This is a genomic window from Methylobacterium organophilum (assembly GCF_022533465.1).
GTDB classification, from domain to species: Bacteria; Pseudomonadota; Alphaproteobacteria; order Rhizobiales; family Beijerinckiaceae; genus Methylobacterium; species Methylobacterium organophilum.
The window spans coordinates 170,516-188,012 of sequence record NZ_CP092848.1; the positions used below are offsets into that span (position 1 = coordinate 170,516).

Here is a 17,497-nt window from a genome sequence, read left to right on the forward strand (position 1 = left end):
TCAGGGTCCTCCGAAGGCCTTGCAGGCGCTTTCGGGCTGGTCGAGCCCGAGGGTGTCGAGATCGGTCCGCCGGTGCAGGAAGCCCTCGACCGGGGCGGCGGCGACCACCGCCCCCGGCCAGAGCACGAACAGGGGCTGGCGCAGCTGGCCGTTCCAGGGCCGGAAGCTCAGGGAGCGGCCCTTGAAACCGCCGACCTCGAAGGTGGGCGAGAGCATCAGGTCGCGCACGGCGCCCGCATCGGCGGATTTGAGCTGCACCGCCGCCTCGCCGACGGCATGGGCCGCCATCCAGCCGGCCCAGTCGGCCGGCGACATCGCCCGGCCCGCGAGCCGGCGGAAGCGCTGCTGCAGCTGCACCGCGGCCCAAGCCTCGACGGGGCGGCCCCAGGCGGCGGGGGTCAGGCCCTGCGTGCCGACCACGGGGCGGGGCGAGGCGGTGTTGTAGACGAGGTTGGCCCCGAACTCGCCGAGCTCGTCGGCCACCGCGACCACGTCGTGCTCGGCCCCCCGGGTGATCACGGGGAATTCCTTCAGGGCGGAATCGCGCAGGTCCGCGCCCCTGGCGTCAAAGGCGGCCTCCGCCACGATGCGGGCACCGAACTTCCTGGCGCTCCGGCGCAGGGCCTCCGCGTAGAGCCGGTCGCCGGGATTGGGGCCGGAGACGAGCAGGATCCGGTTCCAGCGCTTGAACGCGAGGAGCTGCATCAGCGCGTCGGCCAGCATGTCCCGGGAGGGCAGGACATGGAGCAGGCGCGGCCGGCAATCGGCGTCGCGCAGGCGCGTGTCCGGCGCTCCGATATTGAGGAGCACCGTCTCCCGCGCCTCCGCCATGCCGGAGAGCGCCAGCACGTCCTCGGCCGGGGCGTTGAGGATGACGAAGCGGGGCTTCTCCGCCTGCATGAAGGCCGCGAAGGCGGCCTTCACGTCGCCCTCCGGCTCGACCACCGCCTGCTTCAGGGAGAAGCCGAGGCCGACGAAGCGGCCGGTGGCGTTGGAATCCTGCAGGCCGAGCTCGGCCCCGCGCAGGCCCTCGTCCTCGGGAACCGGGTCCTCGTTGTTGAGGGGCGTCGGGCGCTCGATGCGGTGCTCGAAATAGCCGATCGTGAGGGGGATCGTCTCGGCCGCCGCCGCGGCCGGCGGCGCGAGCCCCAGCGGCAGCATCGCCACGGCGAGGCCCAGCAGGACGGCCACGCCCCGGAAACGGGACGACCGGCCGTCACGTCGATCAGCCTGTGCCCACATCCCGAGACAGGTCTCGTTTCCGCCCATGGTCTTGTTTGCGTCAGGTTAGGCCGGGCCTCGGGCGGGCCGATATTGGACCAAGGTCGCAGGTCGTTTCGGAAGAGCGTCTTTCCCGGCGTCGTACCAAAGCACAATGGGTTCCCCGCCGGGGGGTTGGTAGCGTTCCTCAAGATCAGCGGCCGGCGCGACAGCCCGCCGCTCGGCACGCGGCCGGTCACGAGCCGCGGCATGGACCGGAGGAAACGTTTCGATGAAGAAGGCGCTCGTTCTCGCCGGGAGCCTCGCGCTCGGCCTCGCCCTGGCACAGGGGGCGGCCCGGGCCCATGGCGACGTCCAGCCGCAGCCGGTGGACACGGCCGGCCTCGAGCCCCTCGGCACGGAGTGGAAGAGCGAGAACCCCTATCGCGGCAACGAGAAGGCGATCGCGATCGGCTCGTCCGGGTTCAACCAGAACTGTGCCCGCTGCCACGGCCTGCAGATGATCTCCGGCGGCCTCGCCCCGGATCTGCGCTACCTGCCCCAGGGCAAGGAAGGCGACGAATACTTCGTCGAGCGCATGCGCCACGGCGCGGTCATCAACGGCGTCACCAAGATGCCCGCCTTCGAGGGCGTGCTCTCGCAGGAAGCCCTCTGGGCGATCCGCTCCTACATCGACGCCAAGCACGAAGAATAGGCCGGGCCGCAACATCATGACCCGCAAGGCCCGCCGCCTCGCCCTCGCCTGCGCGCTCGTCCTCGGGCTCGCCGCTCCCGCCGCCGCCCGCCCCTATGACGAGGTGGTGGCCGCGGGCGAGATCATCGTCGCGCTCTACGGCGACAACGCCCCCTTTTCCGAAATGAAGGACGGCAAGCCCGTCGGCATCGACGTCGATCTCGCCCAGGCGATCGCGGACCGCCTCAAGGTGAAGCTGAACCTGCGCATCGTCGATGCCGGGGAGAACGTCGACGGCGACTTCCGCCTGAACCTTTGGAAGGGGGACCTCGCCGGCTCGCCCCTCGCGGATCTGATGCTGCACGTGCCCAACGACAAGCAGCTCGCGTTGCGCAACGAGCAGGTCTTCATGACGACCCCCTATTTCGACCAGCACCTCGCCTTCGCCTGGAAGAAGGACAAGCTGGAGGGGCTCGAGAGCCTGAAGGACTTCGAGGGCAAAAAGGTCGCGCTCGAGGGCAACAGCGCCTCCGACGCGCAGCTCCTGATGGCCGGCGGCGGAAACCTGCGGGAGAATCTCCTGCATTTCCGCAGCACGGAGGCTGCGGCCCAGGCCTATCTCGCGGGCGAGGCGCCGATCCTGGCCGGTTCCCGCGCGGCGATCGAGGCGGCCCTGTTCGCGGCCAAGGCGCCCCGAGAAGAGAACCCCGTCGTCGAGATCGCCATCCCCGGCATGATGCGCGCGAAATGGGACCTCGGCGGCGCGGTGCGCGCAAATTCCCGCGATCTCGGCTACGCCGTGGGCGACACGGTGACCGCTCTGATCGCGGACGGAACGGTGAAGACGATCTGCGACCGCTACGGGGTGACCTACACCGCCCCGCAGGGTTTCTGATCCCGCCCGAATGTGTCCGGCGGGACGAGCCTAAGTCCGAGACGGTTAAGGCGTCCGCACACGCGGGCGCCGGCGGCGTTTGTCGATCAAATCAACAATAGATCCCGCGCATTCGCTTCGGCCTTTACAGGCCTTGACCACGCAGGGGCGCCGATCAGCAGAGGTCTCGGGCGCAAAAACTCTTATCTTCGACTTATGGCCAATAACCCGGCGGGGAACCAGCCGGTAATCTCGGAATCAAGGGCGTGGCTCAAGTCATAAAAGGGGGAATTCCCCTATCGGCGGCGCAGCCGCCGAGGCCGCCCGTGACGAGGAGGGAATGTCATGAGAGTGCGTGACCGTTTTCTGGCGGCCGCGGGGATGGCCTCGCTGCTGGTCGCCTCGGCGGCGCTGAGCGTCCAGGCCAAGGAGCCCGAGAAGGCCGCGGCGTCGGCCGGCGTGTCCGAGCAGGACATCCTCAACGACGCCAAGACCCCTGAGGATGTCGTCACCTACGGCCTCGGCACCCAGGGCCAGCGCTACAGCGGCCTCAAGGCCATCAACAAGGAGACGGTGAAGGGCCTCGTGCCGGCCTATTCCTTCTCCTTCGGCGGCGAGAAGCAGCGCGGCCAGGAGAGCCAGCCGCTGGTCAAGGACGGCGTGCTCTACGTCACCGGCTCCTATTCGCGCATCTACGCGATCAATTCCCGCACCGGCGAGAAGCTGTGGGAATACGATGCCCGCCTGCCCGAGGGCATCCTGCCCTGCTGCGACGTCGTGAATCGCGGCGCCGCGCTCTACAAGGACAAGGTCTATTTCGGCACGCTCGACGCCAAGCTGATGGCCCTCGATGCCAAGACCGGCAAGGTCGTGTGGCGCAAGGAGATCGACGACTTCAAGTCGGGCTACAGCTACACCGCCGCCCCGCTGATCGTGAAGGGCAAGATCATCACCGGCGTGTCGGGCGGCGAGTTCGGCATCGTCGGCCGGGTCGAGGCGCGCGACGCCGAGACCGGCGAGGTGGTGTGGAAGCGCCCCGTGATCGAAGGCCATATGGGCGAACTGAACGGCAAGCCCTCGACCATGACCGGCAAGGTCAACGAGAGCTGGCCGGGCGACATGTGGAAGTATGGCGGCGGCGCCACCTGGCTCGGCGGCACCTACGATCCCGAGACCGATCTCCTCTATTTCGGCACCGGCAATCCCGGCCCGTGGAACTCGGCCCTGCGCCCCGGCGACAACAAGTGGTCGGCCTCCCGCATCGCGCTCAACCCGGACAACGGCGAGATCGTGTGGGGCTTCCAGACCACGCCGCATGACGGCTGGGACTTCGACGGCGTGAACGAGTTCGTGCCCTTCGAGCTGAACAAGGGCGGCAAGACCATCAAGGCCGGCGGCACCGCCGACCGCAACGGCTTCTTCTACGTGCTCGACCGGACCAACGGGAAGTTCATCTCGGCGACGCCGTTCGTCGAGAAGATCAACTGGGCCAAGGGCATCGGTGAGGACGGCCGCCCGATCTACGACCCCGAGTTCCGCCCGGGCGACCCGGCCAAGTCCGAGGACGGCAAGAAGGGCAAGTCCGTGTTCGCGGTGCCGAGCTTCCTCGGCGGCAAGAACTGGATGCCGATCGGCTACAACCCCGACACCAAGCTGTTCTACGTGCCCTCCAACGAATGGGGCATGGATATCTGGAACGAGCCGGTGAACTACAAGAAGGGGGCCGCCTATCTCGGCGCCGGCTTCACCATCAAGCCGCTCTTCGAGGACCATATCGGCTCGCTCAAGGCCATCGACCCGGCCACCGGCAAGGTGGTTTGGAACTACAAGAACAAGGCTCCGCTCTGGGGCGGCGTCCTCTCCACCGCCGGCGGCCTCGTCTTCACCGGCACGCCGGAGGGCTTCCTGAAGGCCTTCGATGCCAAGACCGGCGAGGAAGTCTGGAAGTTCCAGGTCGGCACCGGCATCGTCGGCTCCCCGATCACCTGGGAGCAGGACGGCGAGCAGTGGATCGGCATCACCGCCGGCTGGGGCGGCGCGGTTCCGCTCTGGGGCGGCGAGGTGGCCAAGTCCACCGCCGGCATCAACCAGGGCGGCAGCTTCTGGGCCTTCAAGCTGCCGAAGAAGGTGGCCGCCCGCTGACGCGGCGGCCGGCGGCGGGGCGGCGGCGATTGCGCCGCTCCGCGAACCCCTTCACCATGGCAACCGGCGGAACCCCGTGGTCCCGCCGGGGCCGGCTTTCCCGGCTCCCGCGGGGACGGCGCGACCCGCATCGACGATGGCGCGACTTCGATGACGGCCACCCTCATGGCGAACGACCCCTCCCCGACCAGCGGCACGATCCCCGGCACGGCGCCCGCACAGGGCGCGGTCGAGCTTCTCGTGGTCGACGATCACCCGCTGTTCCGCGACGCGCTGTCGAGCGCGATCCACCTCGCCTTCCCCGGCGCCCGCCTGCACGAGGCCGACGGCATCCGCAGCGCCTGCGAGATCCTGGCGGCGACGCCGGGCATCGACCTGACGCTTCTCGACCTCACCATGCAGGGCGTGAACGGGTTCGACGGGCTCGTCACCATCCGGACCCGCTTCCCCCGCGTGCCGATCCTGATCGTGTCGGGCCTGGAGGATCCGCGCATCATGCACGAGGCGATCCATCACGGCGCGGCCGGCTTCGTGCCCAAGGCCGTCGACAAGGCGACCCTGACCCGCGCGATCTCCGAGGTGCTGAACGGCGCCCTGTTCATGCCGCCGGATCTCGGCGCGCCCCTCACCCCGCCCCCGGGCCGCGGGCGCAAGTCGCCGCTCGCCGAGCGCATCGCCCGGCTGACGCCGCAGCAGCTGCGCGTGCTGATGATGATCCGCCAGGGCAAGCTCAACAAGCAGATCGCCCACGAGCTGCAGGTCGGCGACTCGACCGTGAAGGCCCATGTCTCCGAGATCCTGCGCAAGCTCGAGGTGATCAGCCGGACGCAGATCGTGATCGAGACCGCCTATCTCGACTTCGACCAGGCCCAGGGCGGCTTCCCGACAAGCTGAGGCCGGCTCCGGGGCCTACTGGTCCCGCGCCCGGTCGACGATGCGGCGGGCCGCCTGGAAGGCCTCGTCCGCGTCGAGTTCCGTCGTGTCGAGCGTGACCGCGTCCTCGGCCGCGCGCAGGGGCGCCGTGGCCCGGTCGCGGTCGCGGGCGTCGCGGCTCTGGATGTCCGCGAGGATGGCGGCGAGCGTCGTCTCCTCGCCCCGCCCCGTCAGCTCGACATAGCGCCGCCGCGCCCGCTCCTCGGGCGCCGCGGTGATGAACAGCTTCACCCGCGCCTCCGGGCAGACCACCGTGCCGATGTCGCGCCCGTCGAGCACGGCCCCGGTATCGGCCTCCGCGAAGCGCCGCTGCCAGGACAGGAGCGCCGCCCGCACGGCCGGCACGGAGGAGACGCGGGAGGCCGCCTCCCCCATCGCCCGCTCCCGCAGGCGCGGATCGGCCAAGCGGTCCGCGATCAGCGCCGTGGCCGCCGCGGCGGCGGCGCGCTCGTCGCCCAGGGCGCTCCCGGCATCGAGCAGGGTCAGGGCCACGGCGCGGTAGAGCAGCCCGGTATCGAGATGCGGTAGGCCGTAATGCAGCGCCAGGCGCTTGGCGAGGGTGCCCTTGCCGGAGGCGGCCGGCCCGTCGATGGCGATGACCAGGGGCATCGGCTCAGCCCCCGATCGCGGCGCCGAGCGCCTGCATGGTCGGCCGGAACGAGGGGAAGCTCGTGGCGATCATGGCCCCGTCGTCGACGGTGACCGCGTCGCGCGCGGCGAGCCCCATCACCAGGAACGACATGGCGATGCGGTGGTCGAGATGCGTCTCGACGGTGCCGCCGCCCTGCGGGGCGGTGCCGTCGCCGGTCACGATCAGGTCGTCGCCGGCGATGGCGTGGCGCACGCCGTTGGCGGCGAGCCCCGCGGCCACCGCCGCGAGGCGGTCGGATTCCTTCACCCGCAACTCGTGCAGGCCGTTCATCCGCGTCTCGCCCTCGGCGAAGGCGGCGGCCACGGCGAGGATCGGATATTCGTCGATCATGGACGGCGCCCGCTCGGCGGGCACGTCGACGCCCTTGAGGCGGCTCGCGCGCACCCGCAGGTCGGCCACGGTCTCGCCGCCCTCCTCGCGCTCGTTGAGGCGCTCGATCTCGCCGCCCATCTCGATCAGGGTGGTGATCAGCCCGGTGCGCAGGGGGTTCATCATCACGCCCTCGATCGTCACCTCGGAGCCGGGCACGATCAGGGCGGCCACCAGCGGGAAGGCGGCGGAGGACGGGTCGGCCGGCACCGCCACCGCGGTGCCGCGCAGGGTGGGCTGGCCGGTGAGCGCGATCGAGCGGCCGTGGCCGCCGGGGCCGTGGGGCGTCACCGCCACCGTAGCGCCGAACAGGCGCAGCATCCGCTCGGTGTGGTCGCGCGAGGCCGCGGCCTCGATCAGGGTGGTGGTGCCCGGGGCGTTGAGGCCGGCGAGCAGCACGGCCGACTTGATCTGGGCCGAGGCCACCGGCGATTCGTAGGTGATCGGGATCGCCTCGCGGGGCCCGCGCAGGGTCAGCGGCACGCGCCCGCCCTCGGCCTCGCTCACCACCTGCGCGCCCATGCGCAGGATCGGGTCGAGGATGCGCCGCATCGGCCGCTTGCGCAGGGAGGCGTCCCCGTCGAAGGTCGCGGTGACCGGCTGGCCGCCGACCACGCCCATCATCAGCCGCGAGCCGGTGCCGGCATTGCCGAAATCGAGCACCTCCGCCGGATCGGACAGGCCGCCGATGCCGACGCCGGCCACCCGCCAGCGCCCCTCGCCCAGGCGCTCCACCGTGGCGCCGAGCGCCTTGGCCGCGGCGGCGGTGCGCAGTACGTCGTCCCCTTCGAGAAGGCCCTCGACGCGGGTCTCGCCGATGGCGAGCAGGCCGAGGATCATCGCCCGGTGGGAGATCGACTTGTCGCCCGGCGGGCGCAGCGATCCCCGCAAGGGGTGGCCCGGCGCGGCGGTGAGGGATTGGGCGGGGGCGTGGGACACGGGGCTTCCTGCGCCTGGGAGGCGATTCGTCTTCATGACTCCCGCACCGCGGCCGCGCCGCGGGTGGCGTGGCATGGCTTCGGGAGGGGATGGCGGCGGTTACCACGGCCTCGCCGCCGCGTCATCCGCGACGGCCCCGCAGCGGCCCTTTCGGAGCGCTGCGCGAAACGCCCCGCCGGAGCCCGAGCGCGCAGCGTCCGGCATCCCCCGGATTCGAGCGCGGCCGACAGTATTTGACATGGCCGCCAGGGCCGACTAACCGGCCGCTTTCCCCCCGTTTTCTTGAGGTTACCGCCCGTGGCAAGACCGGAACTCGGCTTGAAGCGTCAATGCATGAGCTGCGGCGCCAAGTTCTACGACCTCGACCGCGATCCCGCCGTGTGCCCCAAATGCGGAACCATCTACCAGGTCGCCGCCAGCAGCCGCGTCGCCGCCCCCGTCGCCGCCCGCGCCACGCAGGAGGATGACGAGGACGAGGAGAAGTCCGGCCCGGACATGGTCTCCCTCGATGAGGTCGAAGCCTCCGAGGACGACGTGGACGATATCAACGTGGACGACGAGGAAGGCGGCACCGATGCCGGCGGCGACGACGACACGTTCCTCGAGGAAGAGGACGGCGACGACGACGTCTCCGACCTGATCGACAACGAGGGCGACGGCGACGAAGAGGGCTGAAGCCCGCTGCCCAAGTCCGCCGGCTAAAAAACGACGGGCGGATGTGGTTCGGGGCTTGAGTCCGATCCGCCGCCCGCTTATAGAGCCGCTCACGCCGACGGGACGCCCCGCCGGCGTATCGACCACCCCGCGCCGACCAGCCGCCGGGGTGCTGAGAGTGGGGCTATAGCTCAGCTGGGAGAGCGCCTGCATGGCATGCAGGAGGTCAGCGGTTCGATCCCGCTTAGCTCCACCATCCTCATCTACGTGACCACGTCGTGTTGACCGTGGGGCTATAGCTCAGCTGGGAGAGCGCCTGCATGGCATGCAGGAGGTCAGCGGTTCGATCCCGCTTAGCTCCACCAACGACGCCCCGCTCCTGATCCCGCCGACCCTGCACAAAGCTCCGACGCGCCGGGCGCGATCCCCTGCGACGTCCGTCTCTCCGCCGGAGCCGGGCAAAGCGTTCGCCTCGCACAAGCCCCCCGGCCCGACCGCTACGCCCTCCGCAGCCCAGCGCCGCCATCCGTGCCGGTGCCGCGGCGCACGCCCCCATTTCGGCCCGGGACGACGGCCGATGCCGAGGCGCGACCCGTCCGGACAGCCGGACAGGACGGGCATGGGCCGAGCCCGGCCGGCCCTTGGCCGGCGAGGGCGACGGACGGCAGGACGAAACCTTCCACGCGGGCAGCAGGGCAACGGCCTGCCGAGATCGGGCACGGAGCCACCCACATGCTCCGGGGCGAGGATCCGCAAGGCCAGGATCCGCGTTCCCATAAGCGGCCGGCCGCCCGCCACCCGATCGGCCAACCCGGTTCTCCCCCTCCGCAACCGGGACGAGGCCCCTCCGATCGTCCATGCGGGATTCTTCCGCGCGCGCCGCGGGATTCCGTTGACACGGCCGCGCCCTTCTCCCTATACCCCGCCCCGCAACGGCATCCCGGCGCAAGCCGATGCCCGCGTGTGGCGGGGTAGCTCAGCTGGTTAGAGCAGAGGAATCATAATCCTTGTGTCGGGGGTTCAAATCCCTCCCTCGCTACCACTTCAACCCCACTATCGATCCGCAGCGGCTCTGAGATGCCAGCCCGTTCGATGAGGCGTTGACAGGCTTAGATCGAAAAGCCTGCTACAGGCCCATCCGGTAGAATGGTCAGGGCTTCGATCAGCGCCCGCACGCCATTCGACCAATGCCTGAGATCCGCTGCTTCGACTGCCAGTCCGGCTTCGCGCTTGATCGTCGAATGCAGTCACGAGGCTTGAAGCGGTTCGTTTGAACCGCGCCACCGTGCCGGCTCCAGGGCGATCCGTTGTCCCTCCCCTCCGATGGCCGACATCTGATCCTCGCCCTCAGCCCCGTCCAAAGCTGGCCGATCCAGTCACCAGCGCTCTGCGCCGAAATACGGGCAAGGCGAATGCGAGCGATGGCGCGCGCCGAAGATCGCGCCAAGCAGCCGTCTAAGGTTGGAGGGAGGCGAAATTTGCGGCTGTCATGGCGTCTGGAGAGCCGGGTTGGGCGGGCGCGGGCCTCCGCCCGCGCGGGCACAGGGCCCGTGCCGTCAGAACTGCCCGACGCCGCTCTGAAGGGTCGCGAAGGCGAACAGCCCGATAATAACCGCGAAGCTGAGAGGCGCGAGCAGCCTCGTTGCGAACTGTCGTTTCATATTCCCCATCCAGGCACAGGGTCAGAGGCCGCTGCGGCTCGAAATGGTACGAACCGGTACCACTCCTGATCGCGGATACGCTGACTTTTGCAGGCGTGGCAAAGAGTTTGCCGCTAACGGGAAGCACGGGCTCGGCCGACTCTCCCCCGAGTGCAACGGCCTCTTTTCCGGCGGATCCGCCGTCTTGGCTCCCTGGCGTGACGCTGCCCCGTCAAGCCTCCTCGGCCGGTTCCTTCCCGCTTTCCTCCGACCTTCGAGGGGACCGCACGATGCCTTGACCGGATTTCAGGGGCAGAGGCAGCCATGGCAACCGCGTCGCAGATCCAGACCCTGGCCGCCATGAGCATGGCCCAGGTGACGGTTGTCGCCGCTCTGGACGCCGCGGAGCGGGCGCTCGCCTTCGCCATCGAGAAATCTTGCTACGGGTCGAGCAGGATCTCGCCGAGACATGCAAGGCCATCGCGCGGGGCTATGTCCGCGCAGGCCGGCCGGAGCACGGATGCCCACTCATGACGCGGCGTGGGCTTTGGGCATCCGTCGTATCGACGCGCTGCCATCGACGGGCGACGGGACGGAGAGCGCCTCAAACATCGGAGAGGCGCGTCTTGGCGAGCGGCAGGCTGCGCACGCGCTGCCCGGTGAGCACCGCCACCGCATTGACCACAGCAGGCGGAACGCCGGGCAAGCCCGGCTCGCCGATGCCGCCCATCGGCGCCCCGCTCTCGACGATGGCCACGTGCACCCGCGGCATCCGCGCGCGGTCGAGGATCGGATAGGCGTCGAAGTTCCGCGCCTGCCGCTGTCCCGCCTCGTAGACCACCTGTTCGAGGAGCGTGGAGGAGAGGCCCAGCGCCGCGGCGCTCTCCACCTGCCGCTTGACGATCGCCGGATTGACGATGCTGCCCGGATCGATGGCGATCCAGAGGTCGTGCACCCGCGCCTCGCCGGCCTTCAGAGAGACCTCCGCGATGGTGGCGGTCTCCGAGCCGAAGGGCGAGGCCATCGAGAGGCCCCGCGCCCGGCGCGTGCCATCCTCCGCCGCGAACGGGCCGCGCTTCCAGCCGCCGGCCAGTTCCGCCACTCTCCGCAGCAGGGTGACGTGGCGCGGACTGTCCTTCACGAGCGCGAGGCGCAGCTCGAACGGGTCCTTGTTCCCGGCCGCGGCGATCTCGTCTAAAAAACTCTCGTAGAAATAGTCGTTCATCGAGTGGCCGACCGAGCGCCAGAAGGCGATCGTGACCGGGTGGGCCACCTTCACGTAGTCGAGGCGCCGGTTCGGGATGGCGTAGGGCTTCTTGTCGAGGCCCTCGACGACGGAGGAATCGACGGGCGACTTGAACAGCGCGCCGAACCAGCGGCCGATCGGCCCCTCGCCGATCGCGGTGGTCTGAAGCGCCACCGGCATGCCGTCCGCCCCGAGGGCGGCCTTGAAGCGGGCAAAGCTCAGGGGACGCACCGCATCCATGCCGAACTCCTCCTCGCGCGACCACAACACCCGCACCGGGCGGCCGGTCGCCTTGGCGAGCAGGATCGCCTGCGGGAAAGGGTTGGCCGGCCCGTAGTAGAAGTGGCGCCCGAAGAAGCCGCCGAGCATCGGCGAGTGGATGCGCACCTGCTCCGGCGCGAGACCGGCCGTCTTCGCCGCGATCTGCTGGAACAGCTCCGGCATCTGGTTCGGCAGCCAGAGATCGAGGGTGCCGTCTTCCGTGAACCGGGCCACCGCCGAGGGCGGTTCGAGCTGGGCGTGGGCGAGGTAGGGCGCATCGTATTCCGCCTCGATCACCTTGGCGGCGCCCGTGAAGGCCGCGGCGGGGTCGCCCTCCTGCTCGGCCGGGATTCCGGATTCGCGCGTGCCTTTCAGCGCGGCCAGCATCACCGCTGACGAGAAGTTTTTCGAGACCGTGGCGATCCCATCCGACGCGGGCTCGGTCCAGACGACCTGCAAGGCCTCCGCGGCCTTGCGCGCCCGCCACCAGGACTCCGCCACGACCGCCACGGCACCGGGCAGGCGGTGGACCGAGTGGACGCCCGGCATCGCGCGGATGTCCGCCTCGTTTGCGACGGATTGCGGCTCGGTGCCGAGATGCGGCGCGTGCTGCACGGCCGCGTGGAGCATGCCCTCCAGGCGGATGTCGATGCCGTAGACGGCCCGGCCCGTCGCCTTGTCGTGCCTGTCGAGCCGCGCCACCGGCTTGCCGATCCAGCGGAATTTTTGCGGGTCCTTCAGGGCGACGTCGTCGCGCGGCGGCAGCGCCAGGGCGGCCTCGGCCAGTTCGCCGTAGCCCAGCGAGCGGCCCGAAGCGGCGTGGATCACGCGCCCGTCCTCGGTCGTCAGGCTGTCCTGCGGCACGGCGAGCCGGGCGGCGGCGGCGCGCAGCAGCATCTCGCGGGCGGTGGCGCCGAGGCGGCGCACGGCCTCGAAGCTGGAGCGCGTCGAGAAGCTGCCGCCGGTCATGCGCAGGCCGTTGACCACCGCGTAGTCGGGCCCGGGCGGCGCGCATTCCACGGCGAAGCGGGCGGGATCGAGATCGAGTTCCTCGCCGATGGTCTGGGCGAGGCCGGTATCGATGCCCTGGCCGCCTTCGACGAACGGGCTGAGCAGGCGGACCGAATTGTCCGGGCGGATCTCCAGGAAGGCGGCGACCCGCGTGCCTGGCTTCGGCGCCACCGCGGCCGGGCCTTCCGCCCGGGGCTGCGCCGCGGACCCGTTCCGCAAATCGATGCCCAGCAGGAGGGCGCCCGAGGCGACGCCGAGGAAGCCGCGCCGCGAGAGGTTGCGCACCGGTGCGCGGTCGCGCTCCGTGGCGATGCCGAGACGGTGCAGGGGGGTGAGCTCGTTCATCCCCGCCTCCTCAGGCCGCGGCCTGCCGCACGGCGGCGGCGATGGCGTTGTAGGTGCCGCAGCGGCAGAGATTGGTCATCGCGGCGGCGATCTCGTCGTCGGACGGCTTCGGCGTCTCCTTGAGCAGGCCGGTCGCGGCCATGACCTGCCCGGACTGGCAATAGCCGCATTGCGGCACCTCGATGCCGACCCAGGCCGCCACGACCCGAGCGCCGACCGGATCCGCCTCGATCGCCTCGATGGTCGTCACCGACTGCGCAGCGACGCTCTCCGCCGGCACCTGGCAGGAGCGGGTCGCCTGCCCGTCGATGAGCACGGTGCAGGCCCCGCACTGGCCGATGCCGCACCCGTATTTGGTGCCGGTGAGACCGATCGTGTCCCGCAGCACGAAGAGAAGCGGCGTATCCGGCTCGGCCTCGATTGCGTGCTGTCGCCCGTTGATCGTCAGGTTCATCATGGCTGCGATCCTCCGCAGAGCCGAACACAGGGACGTGATGCTAAGGGCGGTCATCGACGCGGACCACGCCATAAAAGCCGCGTTTCCGGACATGCCGGACCGGCTCGGACCACCGCGCGGGAGCCGGCCGCCCGGCGGATCGTCCGCGACACCTCGCGGTGGACCCGCAGGAGTGCCAGGGCGTCGTGCCGTGCCGGCCCTTCAGGAGCCCGGCGGCCGCCGAGAAAGCCTAGCCGGCCGCTGCTTTCAGGGATTCGGACAGGCGTTCATCGAGTTCCCGCGCGACCGCATCGACGGCGTCGTTTCCGAACTGCCCAAAGGTGCTGGCCGGGCGGTCGTACTCGAAGGCGACGCCCTCCTCCTCTTCCCGCAGGAGGACGCGGATCGGCGCATAGAGGGCGTCCGAGAGCGCGTGGCGCGTCATGCGCGAGGCGGTCAGCGGGTTGCCGATATCGTACTGGACCGCCCGGCGCTCCAGGCCGGCGATGCGCAACAGGGCGCCGTGATCGCGCTGGCCGAAAATCGAGAGGGGTGCGCCGCTCTCCAGCAGGCGCAAGGCCTCCTGCGCCCGGTCCGCCTGGACGAGGGCCGCATAGCCGTGATCGAGGGGCGGCAGGGCCGCCTCCAAGGCCTGCCGGACAGTGTCGAAGTCTCGGGCCGAGCGGATCGTGACGTGCTCGACCGTGACGGACCTGATGGACGTCTCGCTCATCGATGCCCTCCCTCTTCTCAAGCCGCGCGGTAGCGGAGGGCTGGGACGGCGCTCGACAGGTGGGGCAGCATCGTCGCGCGCGCCGTTTCCCAGGCCTCCCACTCGGACGCGTCCTGCAGCGAGGGCACGGTGGCGAATTCGCCCCGGTCGAGGCCGGCGAGCGCGGCATCGACCAGATCCTCCGCCGACATCACCCACTCCTTCGGCAGGTTGCTCGCGGGTAGGCCCGCCACGTCCCAGAACTCGGTGCCGGTAGCACCCGGCAACACGACCTGAACGCGCACGCCGGTGCCGTCGAGTTCCTTGCGCAGGTTGTGGCTGAAGCCGAGGACGAAGGACTTCGAGCCACCATAGACCCCGTTCAGCACCTCCGGCCCGATGGCGACGATCGAGGCGATGTTGACGATCGTGCCTCTTCCGCGGGCCGTGAAGGCCGGCACCGCCGCGTAGGTCAGGCGCATCGGCGCGGTGACGTTGATGGCGATCATCCGCTCCATCTCGTCGACGGAGGCTGAGGCCAGCGGGGCGGCGGAGCCGAAGCCGGCATTGTTGACGAGATGCGTGATCGACGCATCGCTCTTCAGGATGTCTTCGACCGTGGCGAGCCCCGCCCGGTCCGTCAGGTCGGCCTCGAGGGTTCGCACCGTGACGCCGTGGCGGCGGACGAGGTCGTCGGCGACCGTGTCGAGCCGGGCCTTGTTGCGGGCGACGAGGATGAGGTCGTGGCCGCGGCGGGCGAAGCGGTCGGCATAGACGGCGCCGATGCCGGAGGAGGCGCCGGTGATGAGAACGGTTCCCTGGGTCATGATCGTCGGTCCTGTCGCGATGCCCGTCCGGCCTGCCCGGCGCTGGCGATGTCAGGACCCTAAGACTGGACTGCAATGTCCGAAATGACGTATAAACGTCAAATCAAGACATGGCGAGGAGCGAGCCGATGCGGCAGGTCGGGTTCATTCTCGAGGACGGCTTCCAAGTCATGGGACTGGCCGCGCTCTCGGCCTTCGAGTTCGCCAACGTGCATCTCGGCCGGGAGGCCTACCGCTTGGTCGTGATGTCGGAGCGGGGCGGCACCGTCCGCTCCTCGCTGAACATCGGCATCGAGACCGTGCCGCTGGCGGAGGCCCCCGACACGCTGATGGTGGTGGGCGAGCTGCTGCCCCGGCCGCTCTCGCCGCGGCTGCGCGATTACATCGTCGCGGCCGGCCGGGTCTCGCGCCGCGTGGCGGGCCTCTGCACCGGCACGTTCGCGCTCGCCGAGGCCGGGCTGCTCGACGGCCGGGTGGCGACCACCCACTGGGCCCATGCCCGCGACCTGCAGGAGCGCTTTCCTCTGATCCGCGTGGACGACGACCGCATCTTCGTGGCCGACGGCAATGTCTGGACCTCGGCCGGGATGAGCGCGGCGATCGACCTGACGCTGGCGCTGATCGAGGACGACCATGGCGCGGAGCTGTCGCGGGCCATCGCCCGCAAGCTCGTGGTCTATCACCGCCGCCCCGGCGGCCAATCGCAGTTCTCGGCGCTGCTCGAGCTGGAGCCGCGCTCCGACCGGATCCGCCGCGCGATCGTCTACGCCAAGGAGCACCTGAACAGGTCCCTGACCGTCGAGGAGTTGGCGGAGGCCGCGAGCGTCAGCCCGCGCCAGTTCAGCCGGCTGTTTCGCGAGGAAACGGGTCAATCCCCGGCGAAGGCCGTGGAGCGGCTGCGGCTCGAAGCGGCCAAGGCCATGCTCGAAGAGGGGCGCCACCCGCTCGACGTCGTCGCGCGCGACACCGGCTTTACCGACCGCGACCGCATGCGACGCGCTTTCCTGCGCGCCTTCGGCCACCCGCCACAGAGCCTGCGCCGCAGCCTTCGCCTGATCGAAGGCAAGGAGAGGGCGGCGGGATGACGGGCAATCCCGATGCCCGCCCTTGAGCGGCTGCCGGGCGCTCGACACGCGACGATAGCCCTAGATGTTCGGGCTCGGCACCGCCGTCGCTTCTGAAAGCGGGCGTCAGCCGCGGGCGAGGGCGGCTTCGAATTCGGCCTCCGGGAGGTGGGCGCCTCCCGTCGTCCAGATCACGTGGGTGGCCCGGGCCGGATCCGGCGCGCCCGCCGCGGCGACGAACCGGCCGGCGGCGGCGAAGCCCGCGGCCGCGGAGGGTTCGAGGCGCAGGCCCGCGCCGGTCCAGAGCGCCTTGAGCCAGGCGAACAGCGCATCGTCGGTCACGGTCACGACCGCCTCGATCAGGCCCCCCACGGTCCGCGCCACGAGCAGGGAGGCGCTGGCCACGGCCAGCCCGTCCGCGGCGGTGCGGTTGTCGAGGCCGACATCGTAGACGCTGACGGGGCGATCCAGCCCCGCGGCGAGCTGGACCAGCATGCAGGGGGCGGCCACCGGCTCGACGAAGACCGGCCGCACCGCGTCGCCGAACAGCAGCTTCAGCCCGAAGGCGACGCCGCCCGGCGCCCCGCCCACGCCGCAGGGCAGATAGACGAAGAGCGGATGCGCCGCGTCGACCACGATTCCCGCCGCCGCGAGCTGCTTCTGCAGGTCGAGAGCCGCCGCGGCATAGCCCAGAAACAGATCGACCGAATCCTCGTCATCGACGAAATGCGCATCGCTCCGGCCGCGGAAGGCCGCCCGCGCCGTCGCCACCGCGAGCCCGTAATCCCCCGGATGCTCGACGACGCGTGCCCCGAGTTCCCGAAGGCGCCGCTTCTTCCAGTCCTTGGCGTCGTGGGACATGTGCACCTCGACCGCGAAGCCGAGCGCGCGTCCCATCACGCCGACGCTGAAGCCGAGATTGCCCGTGCTGCCCACGGCGATCGTGTGCCGCGCGAAGAGGGCGCGGAAGGGCTCCGCCGCGAAATCCGCATAGGAGAGGCCGGGGCGCAGCAGGCCGGCTGTGCCGGCGAGCGCCTCGGCATGGGCCAGCACCTCGTAGACGCCCCCGCGCGCCTTGATGCAGCCGGTGACCGGCAGGTCGTGATCCGCCTTGACCCAGACCGCGCCGGGCGCGCCGTGCAGGACGCTGCGGGCCGTCTCCGGCGCGAGGGGAATGAGGGGCGAGTCGATCCGCCCGTCCTCGAGCCCGTCGAACAGCCGGGCCAGGAGGGGATCGAAGCGGCGCCAACGCGCCTGCGCCGAGCGCATGTCGGCCTCGGCGAGGGCGAGGCCCGGCAGGATCGCCGCGGCCTCTCCCCGGCGCGGGTTGAACCAGACGGTCGGCTCCGCCCGCAGGACGGGCGCGGGCACCGCAGGCCCGGGCGGGCGGGGTTCCGGCCCGGCGGCCGGCATCGGGGGAAGGGTCACCGCATCCTCGCAAGTCGGCTGCGCCTATACCGCGCCTCCCGCGCCGCCCCTACCCCCCCTCGAGGCGCCA

At 70.6% G+C, this 17,497-nt stretch carries 14 protein-coding genes and 3 tRNA genes; 9 read left to right on the top strand and 8 right to left on the bottom strand.

Annotation, left to right across the window (positions count from 1 at the left end; translation table 11 throughout):
• Entirely contained in the window at positions 1-1,242 is a 1,242-nt protein-coding gene (locus MMB17_RS00780; RefSeq protein ID WP_420847315.1) for an ABC transporter substrate-binding protein, read from the bottom strand.
• Positions 1,243-1,492: 250 nt separating this feature from the next.
• Between MMB17_RS00780 and pedF the strand changes: the two genes are divergently transcribed.
• The 4 genes from pedF (at position 1,493) to MMB17_RS00800 (ending at position 5,804) form a co-directional block, all read left to right on the top strand.
• Positions 1,493-1,915: a cytochrome c-550 PedF gene (gene pedF, locus MMB17_RS00785; protein WP_238309782.1), complete on the top strand. Its 423-nt coding sequence runs from the start codon at positions 1,493-1,495 to the stop codon at positions 1,913-1,915.
• A 16-nt stretch (positions 1,916-1,931) separates the two neighbouring features.
• Positions 1,932-2,789 carry a substrate-binding periplasmic protein gene (locus MMB17_RS00790; protein ID WP_241100722.1) on the top strand — a complete coding sequence of 286 codons (858 nt, stop codon included), beginning with the start codon at positions 1,932-1,934 and terminating at the stop codon, positions 2,787-2,789.
• A gap of 324 nt (positions 2,790-3,113) precedes the next feature.
• On the top strand, positions 3,114-4,910 hold the full coding sequence (locus tag MMB17_RS00795) for a PQQ-dependent methanol/ethanol family dehydrogenase (protein ID WP_241100723.1): 1,797 nt from the start codon (positions 3,114-3,116) through the stop codon (positions 4,908-4,910).
• A gap of 165 nt (positions 4,911-5,075) precedes the next feature.
• Positions 5,076-5,804 carry a response regulator gene (locus MMB17_RS00800; protein WP_241102302.1) on the top strand — a complete coding sequence of 243 codons (729 nt, stop codon included), beginning with the start codon at positions 5,076-5,078 and terminating at the stop codon, positions 5,802-5,804.
• A gap of 15 nt (positions 5,805-5,819) precedes the next feature.
• Here the strand turns inward: MMB17_RS00800 and cmk are convergent, their stop codons facing one another.
• Positions 5,820-6,452, bottom strand: coding sequence for a (d)CMP kinase (gene cmk, locus MMB17_RS00805; protein WP_238309779.1), 633 nt, complete (start codon positions 6,450-6,452; stop codon positions 5,820-5,822).
• 4 nt (positions 6,453-6,456) lie between these two features.
• Complete coding sequence (gene aroA / locus MMB17_RS00810; protein WP_241100724.1) at positions 6,457-7,803, bottom strand: 3-phosphoshikimate 1-carboxyvinyltransferase; 1,347 nt, start codon at positions 7,801-7,803, stop codon at positions 6,457-6,459.
• 297 nt (positions 7,804-8,100) lie between these two features.
• Between aroA and MMB17_RS00815 the strand changes: the two genes are divergently transcribed.
• The 4 genes from MMB17_RS00815 (at position 8,101) to MMB17_RS00830 (ending at position 9,499) form a co-directional block, all read left to right on the top strand.
• Complete coding sequence (locus MMB17_RS00815; protein ID WP_241100725.1) at positions 8,101-8,478, top strand: TIGR02300 family protein; 378 nt, start codon at positions 8,101-8,103, stop codon at positions 8,476-8,478.
• 159 nt (positions 8,479-8,637) lie between these two features.
• Positions 8,638-8,713: transfer RNA gene (locus MMB17_RS00820), tRNA-Ala, on the top strand.
• 33 nt (positions 8,714-8,746) lie between these two features.
• Positions 8,747-8,822, top strand: a tRNA-Ala gene (locus tag MMB17_RS00825).
• 600 nt (positions 8,823-9,422) lie between these two features.
• Positions 9,423-9,499 (top strand) — tRNA-Met (locus MMB17_RS00830).
• A gap of 1,202 nt (positions 9,500-10,701) precedes the next feature.
• On the opposite strand, the gene MMB17_RS00835 is transcribed toward MMB17_RS00830, so the two are convergent.
• The 4 genes from MMB17_RS00835 to MMB17_RS00850 all read right to left on the bottom strand — a co-directional run bounded on the left by MMB17_RS00835 (position 10,702) and on the right by MMB17_RS00850 (position 14,935).
• Positions 10,702-12,960 carry a xanthine dehydrogenase family protein molybdopterin-binding subunit gene (locus tag MMB17_RS00835; protein ID WP_241100726.1) on the bottom strand — a complete coding sequence of 753 codons (2,259 nt, stop codon included), beginning with the start codon at positions 12,958-12,960 and terminating at the stop codon, positions 10,702-10,704.
• Positions 12,961-12,970: 10 nt separating this feature from the next.
• The gene (locus MMB17_RS00840) at positions 12,971-13,417 is read right to left on the bottom strand and encodes a (2Fe-2S)-binding protein (RefSeq protein ID WP_238311428.1); all 447 of its coding nucleotides are present in this window, start codon (positions 13,415-13,417) and stop codon (positions 12,971-12,973) included.
• A gap of 229 nt (positions 13,418-13,646) precedes the next feature.
• A complete protein-coding gene (locus tag MMB17_RS00845) occupies positions 13,647-14,129 on the bottom strand; it encodes a DUF302 domain-containing protein (RefSeq protein WP_241100727.1) in 483 nt (160 codons plus the stop codon).
• Between the two features lie 17 nt (positions 14,130-14,146).
• Positions 14,147-14,935 carry an SDR family NAD(P)-dependent oxidoreductase gene (locus MMB17_RS00850; protein WP_241100728.1) on the bottom strand — a complete coding sequence of 263 codons (789 nt, stop codon included), beginning with the start codon at positions 14,933-14,935 and terminating at the stop codon, positions 14,147-14,149.
• A gap of 128 nt (positions 14,936-15,063) precedes the next feature.
• Here MMB17_RS00850 and MMB17_RS00855 point away from each other — a divergent pair, with 128 nt between their 5' ends.
• The gene (locus MMB17_RS00855; protein WP_241100729.1) at positions 15,064-16,020 is read left to right on the top strand and encodes a GlxA family transcriptional regulator; all 957 of its coding nucleotides are present in this window, start codon (positions 15,064-15,066) and stop codon (positions 16,018-16,020) included.
• A gap of 105 nt (positions 16,021-16,125) precedes the next feature.
• Here MMB17_RS00855 and MMB17_RS00860 read toward each other — a convergent pair whose 3' ends face one another.
• Positions 16,126-17,370 (bottom strand): D-serine ammonia-lyase, encoded by a 1,245-nt coding sequence (locus MMB17_RS00860; protein WP_241100730.1) that lies wholly within the window; start codon positions 17,368-17,370, stop codon positions 16,126-16,128.
• Between the last annotated feature and the right edge of the window lie 127 nt (positions 17,371-17,497).

Excerpts from the sequence above, each read along its gene's own strand:
- cmk (WP_238309779.1), bottom strand. The coding sequence starts at position 6,452 with ATGCCCCTGGTCATCGCCATCGACGGGCCGGCCGCCTCCGGCAAGGGC.
- MMB17_RS00790 (WP_241100722.1), top strand. The coding sequence starts at position 1,932 with ATGACCCGCAAGGCCCGCCGCCTCGCCCTCGCCTGCGCGCTCGTCCTC.
- MMB17_RS00795 (WP_241100723.1), top strand. The coding sequence starts at position 3,114 with ATGAGAGTGCGTGACCGTTTTCTGGCGGCCGCGGGGATGGCCTCGCTG.
- MMB17_RS00845 (WP_241100727.1), bottom strand. The coding sequence starts at position 14,129 with ATGAGCGAGACGTCCATCAGGTCCGTCACGGTCGAGCACGTCACGATC.
- MMB17_RS00835 (WP_241100726.1), bottom strand. The coding sequence starts at position 12,960 with ATGAACGAGCTCACCCCCCTGCACCGTCTCGGCATCGCCACGGAGCGC.
- MMB17_RS00780 (WP_420847315.1), bottom strand. The coding sequence starts at position 1,242 with ATGTGGGCACAGGCTGATCGACGTGACGGCCGGTCGTCCCGTTTCCGG.
- MMB17_RS00850 (WP_241100728.1), bottom strand. The coding sequence starts at position 14,935 with ATGACCCAGGGAACCGTTCTCATCACCGGCGCCTCCTCCGGCATCGGC.
- MMB17_RS00800 (WP_241102302.1), top strand. The coding sequence starts at position 5,076 with ATGGCGAACGACCCCTCCCCGACCAGCGGCACGATCCCCGGCACGGCG.
- MMB17_RS00855 (WP_241100729.1), top strand. The coding sequence starts at position 15,064 with ATGCGGCAGGTCGGGTTCATTCTCGAGGACGGCTTCCAAGTCATGGGA.
- MMB17_RS00840 (WP_238311428.1), bottom strand. The coding sequence starts at position 13,417 with ATGATGAACCTGACGATCAACGGGCGACAGCACGCAATCGAGGCCGAG.
- pedF (WP_238309782.1), top strand. The coding sequence starts at position 1,493 with ATGAAGAAGGCGCTCGTTCTCGCCGGGAGCCTCGCGCTCGGCCTCGCC.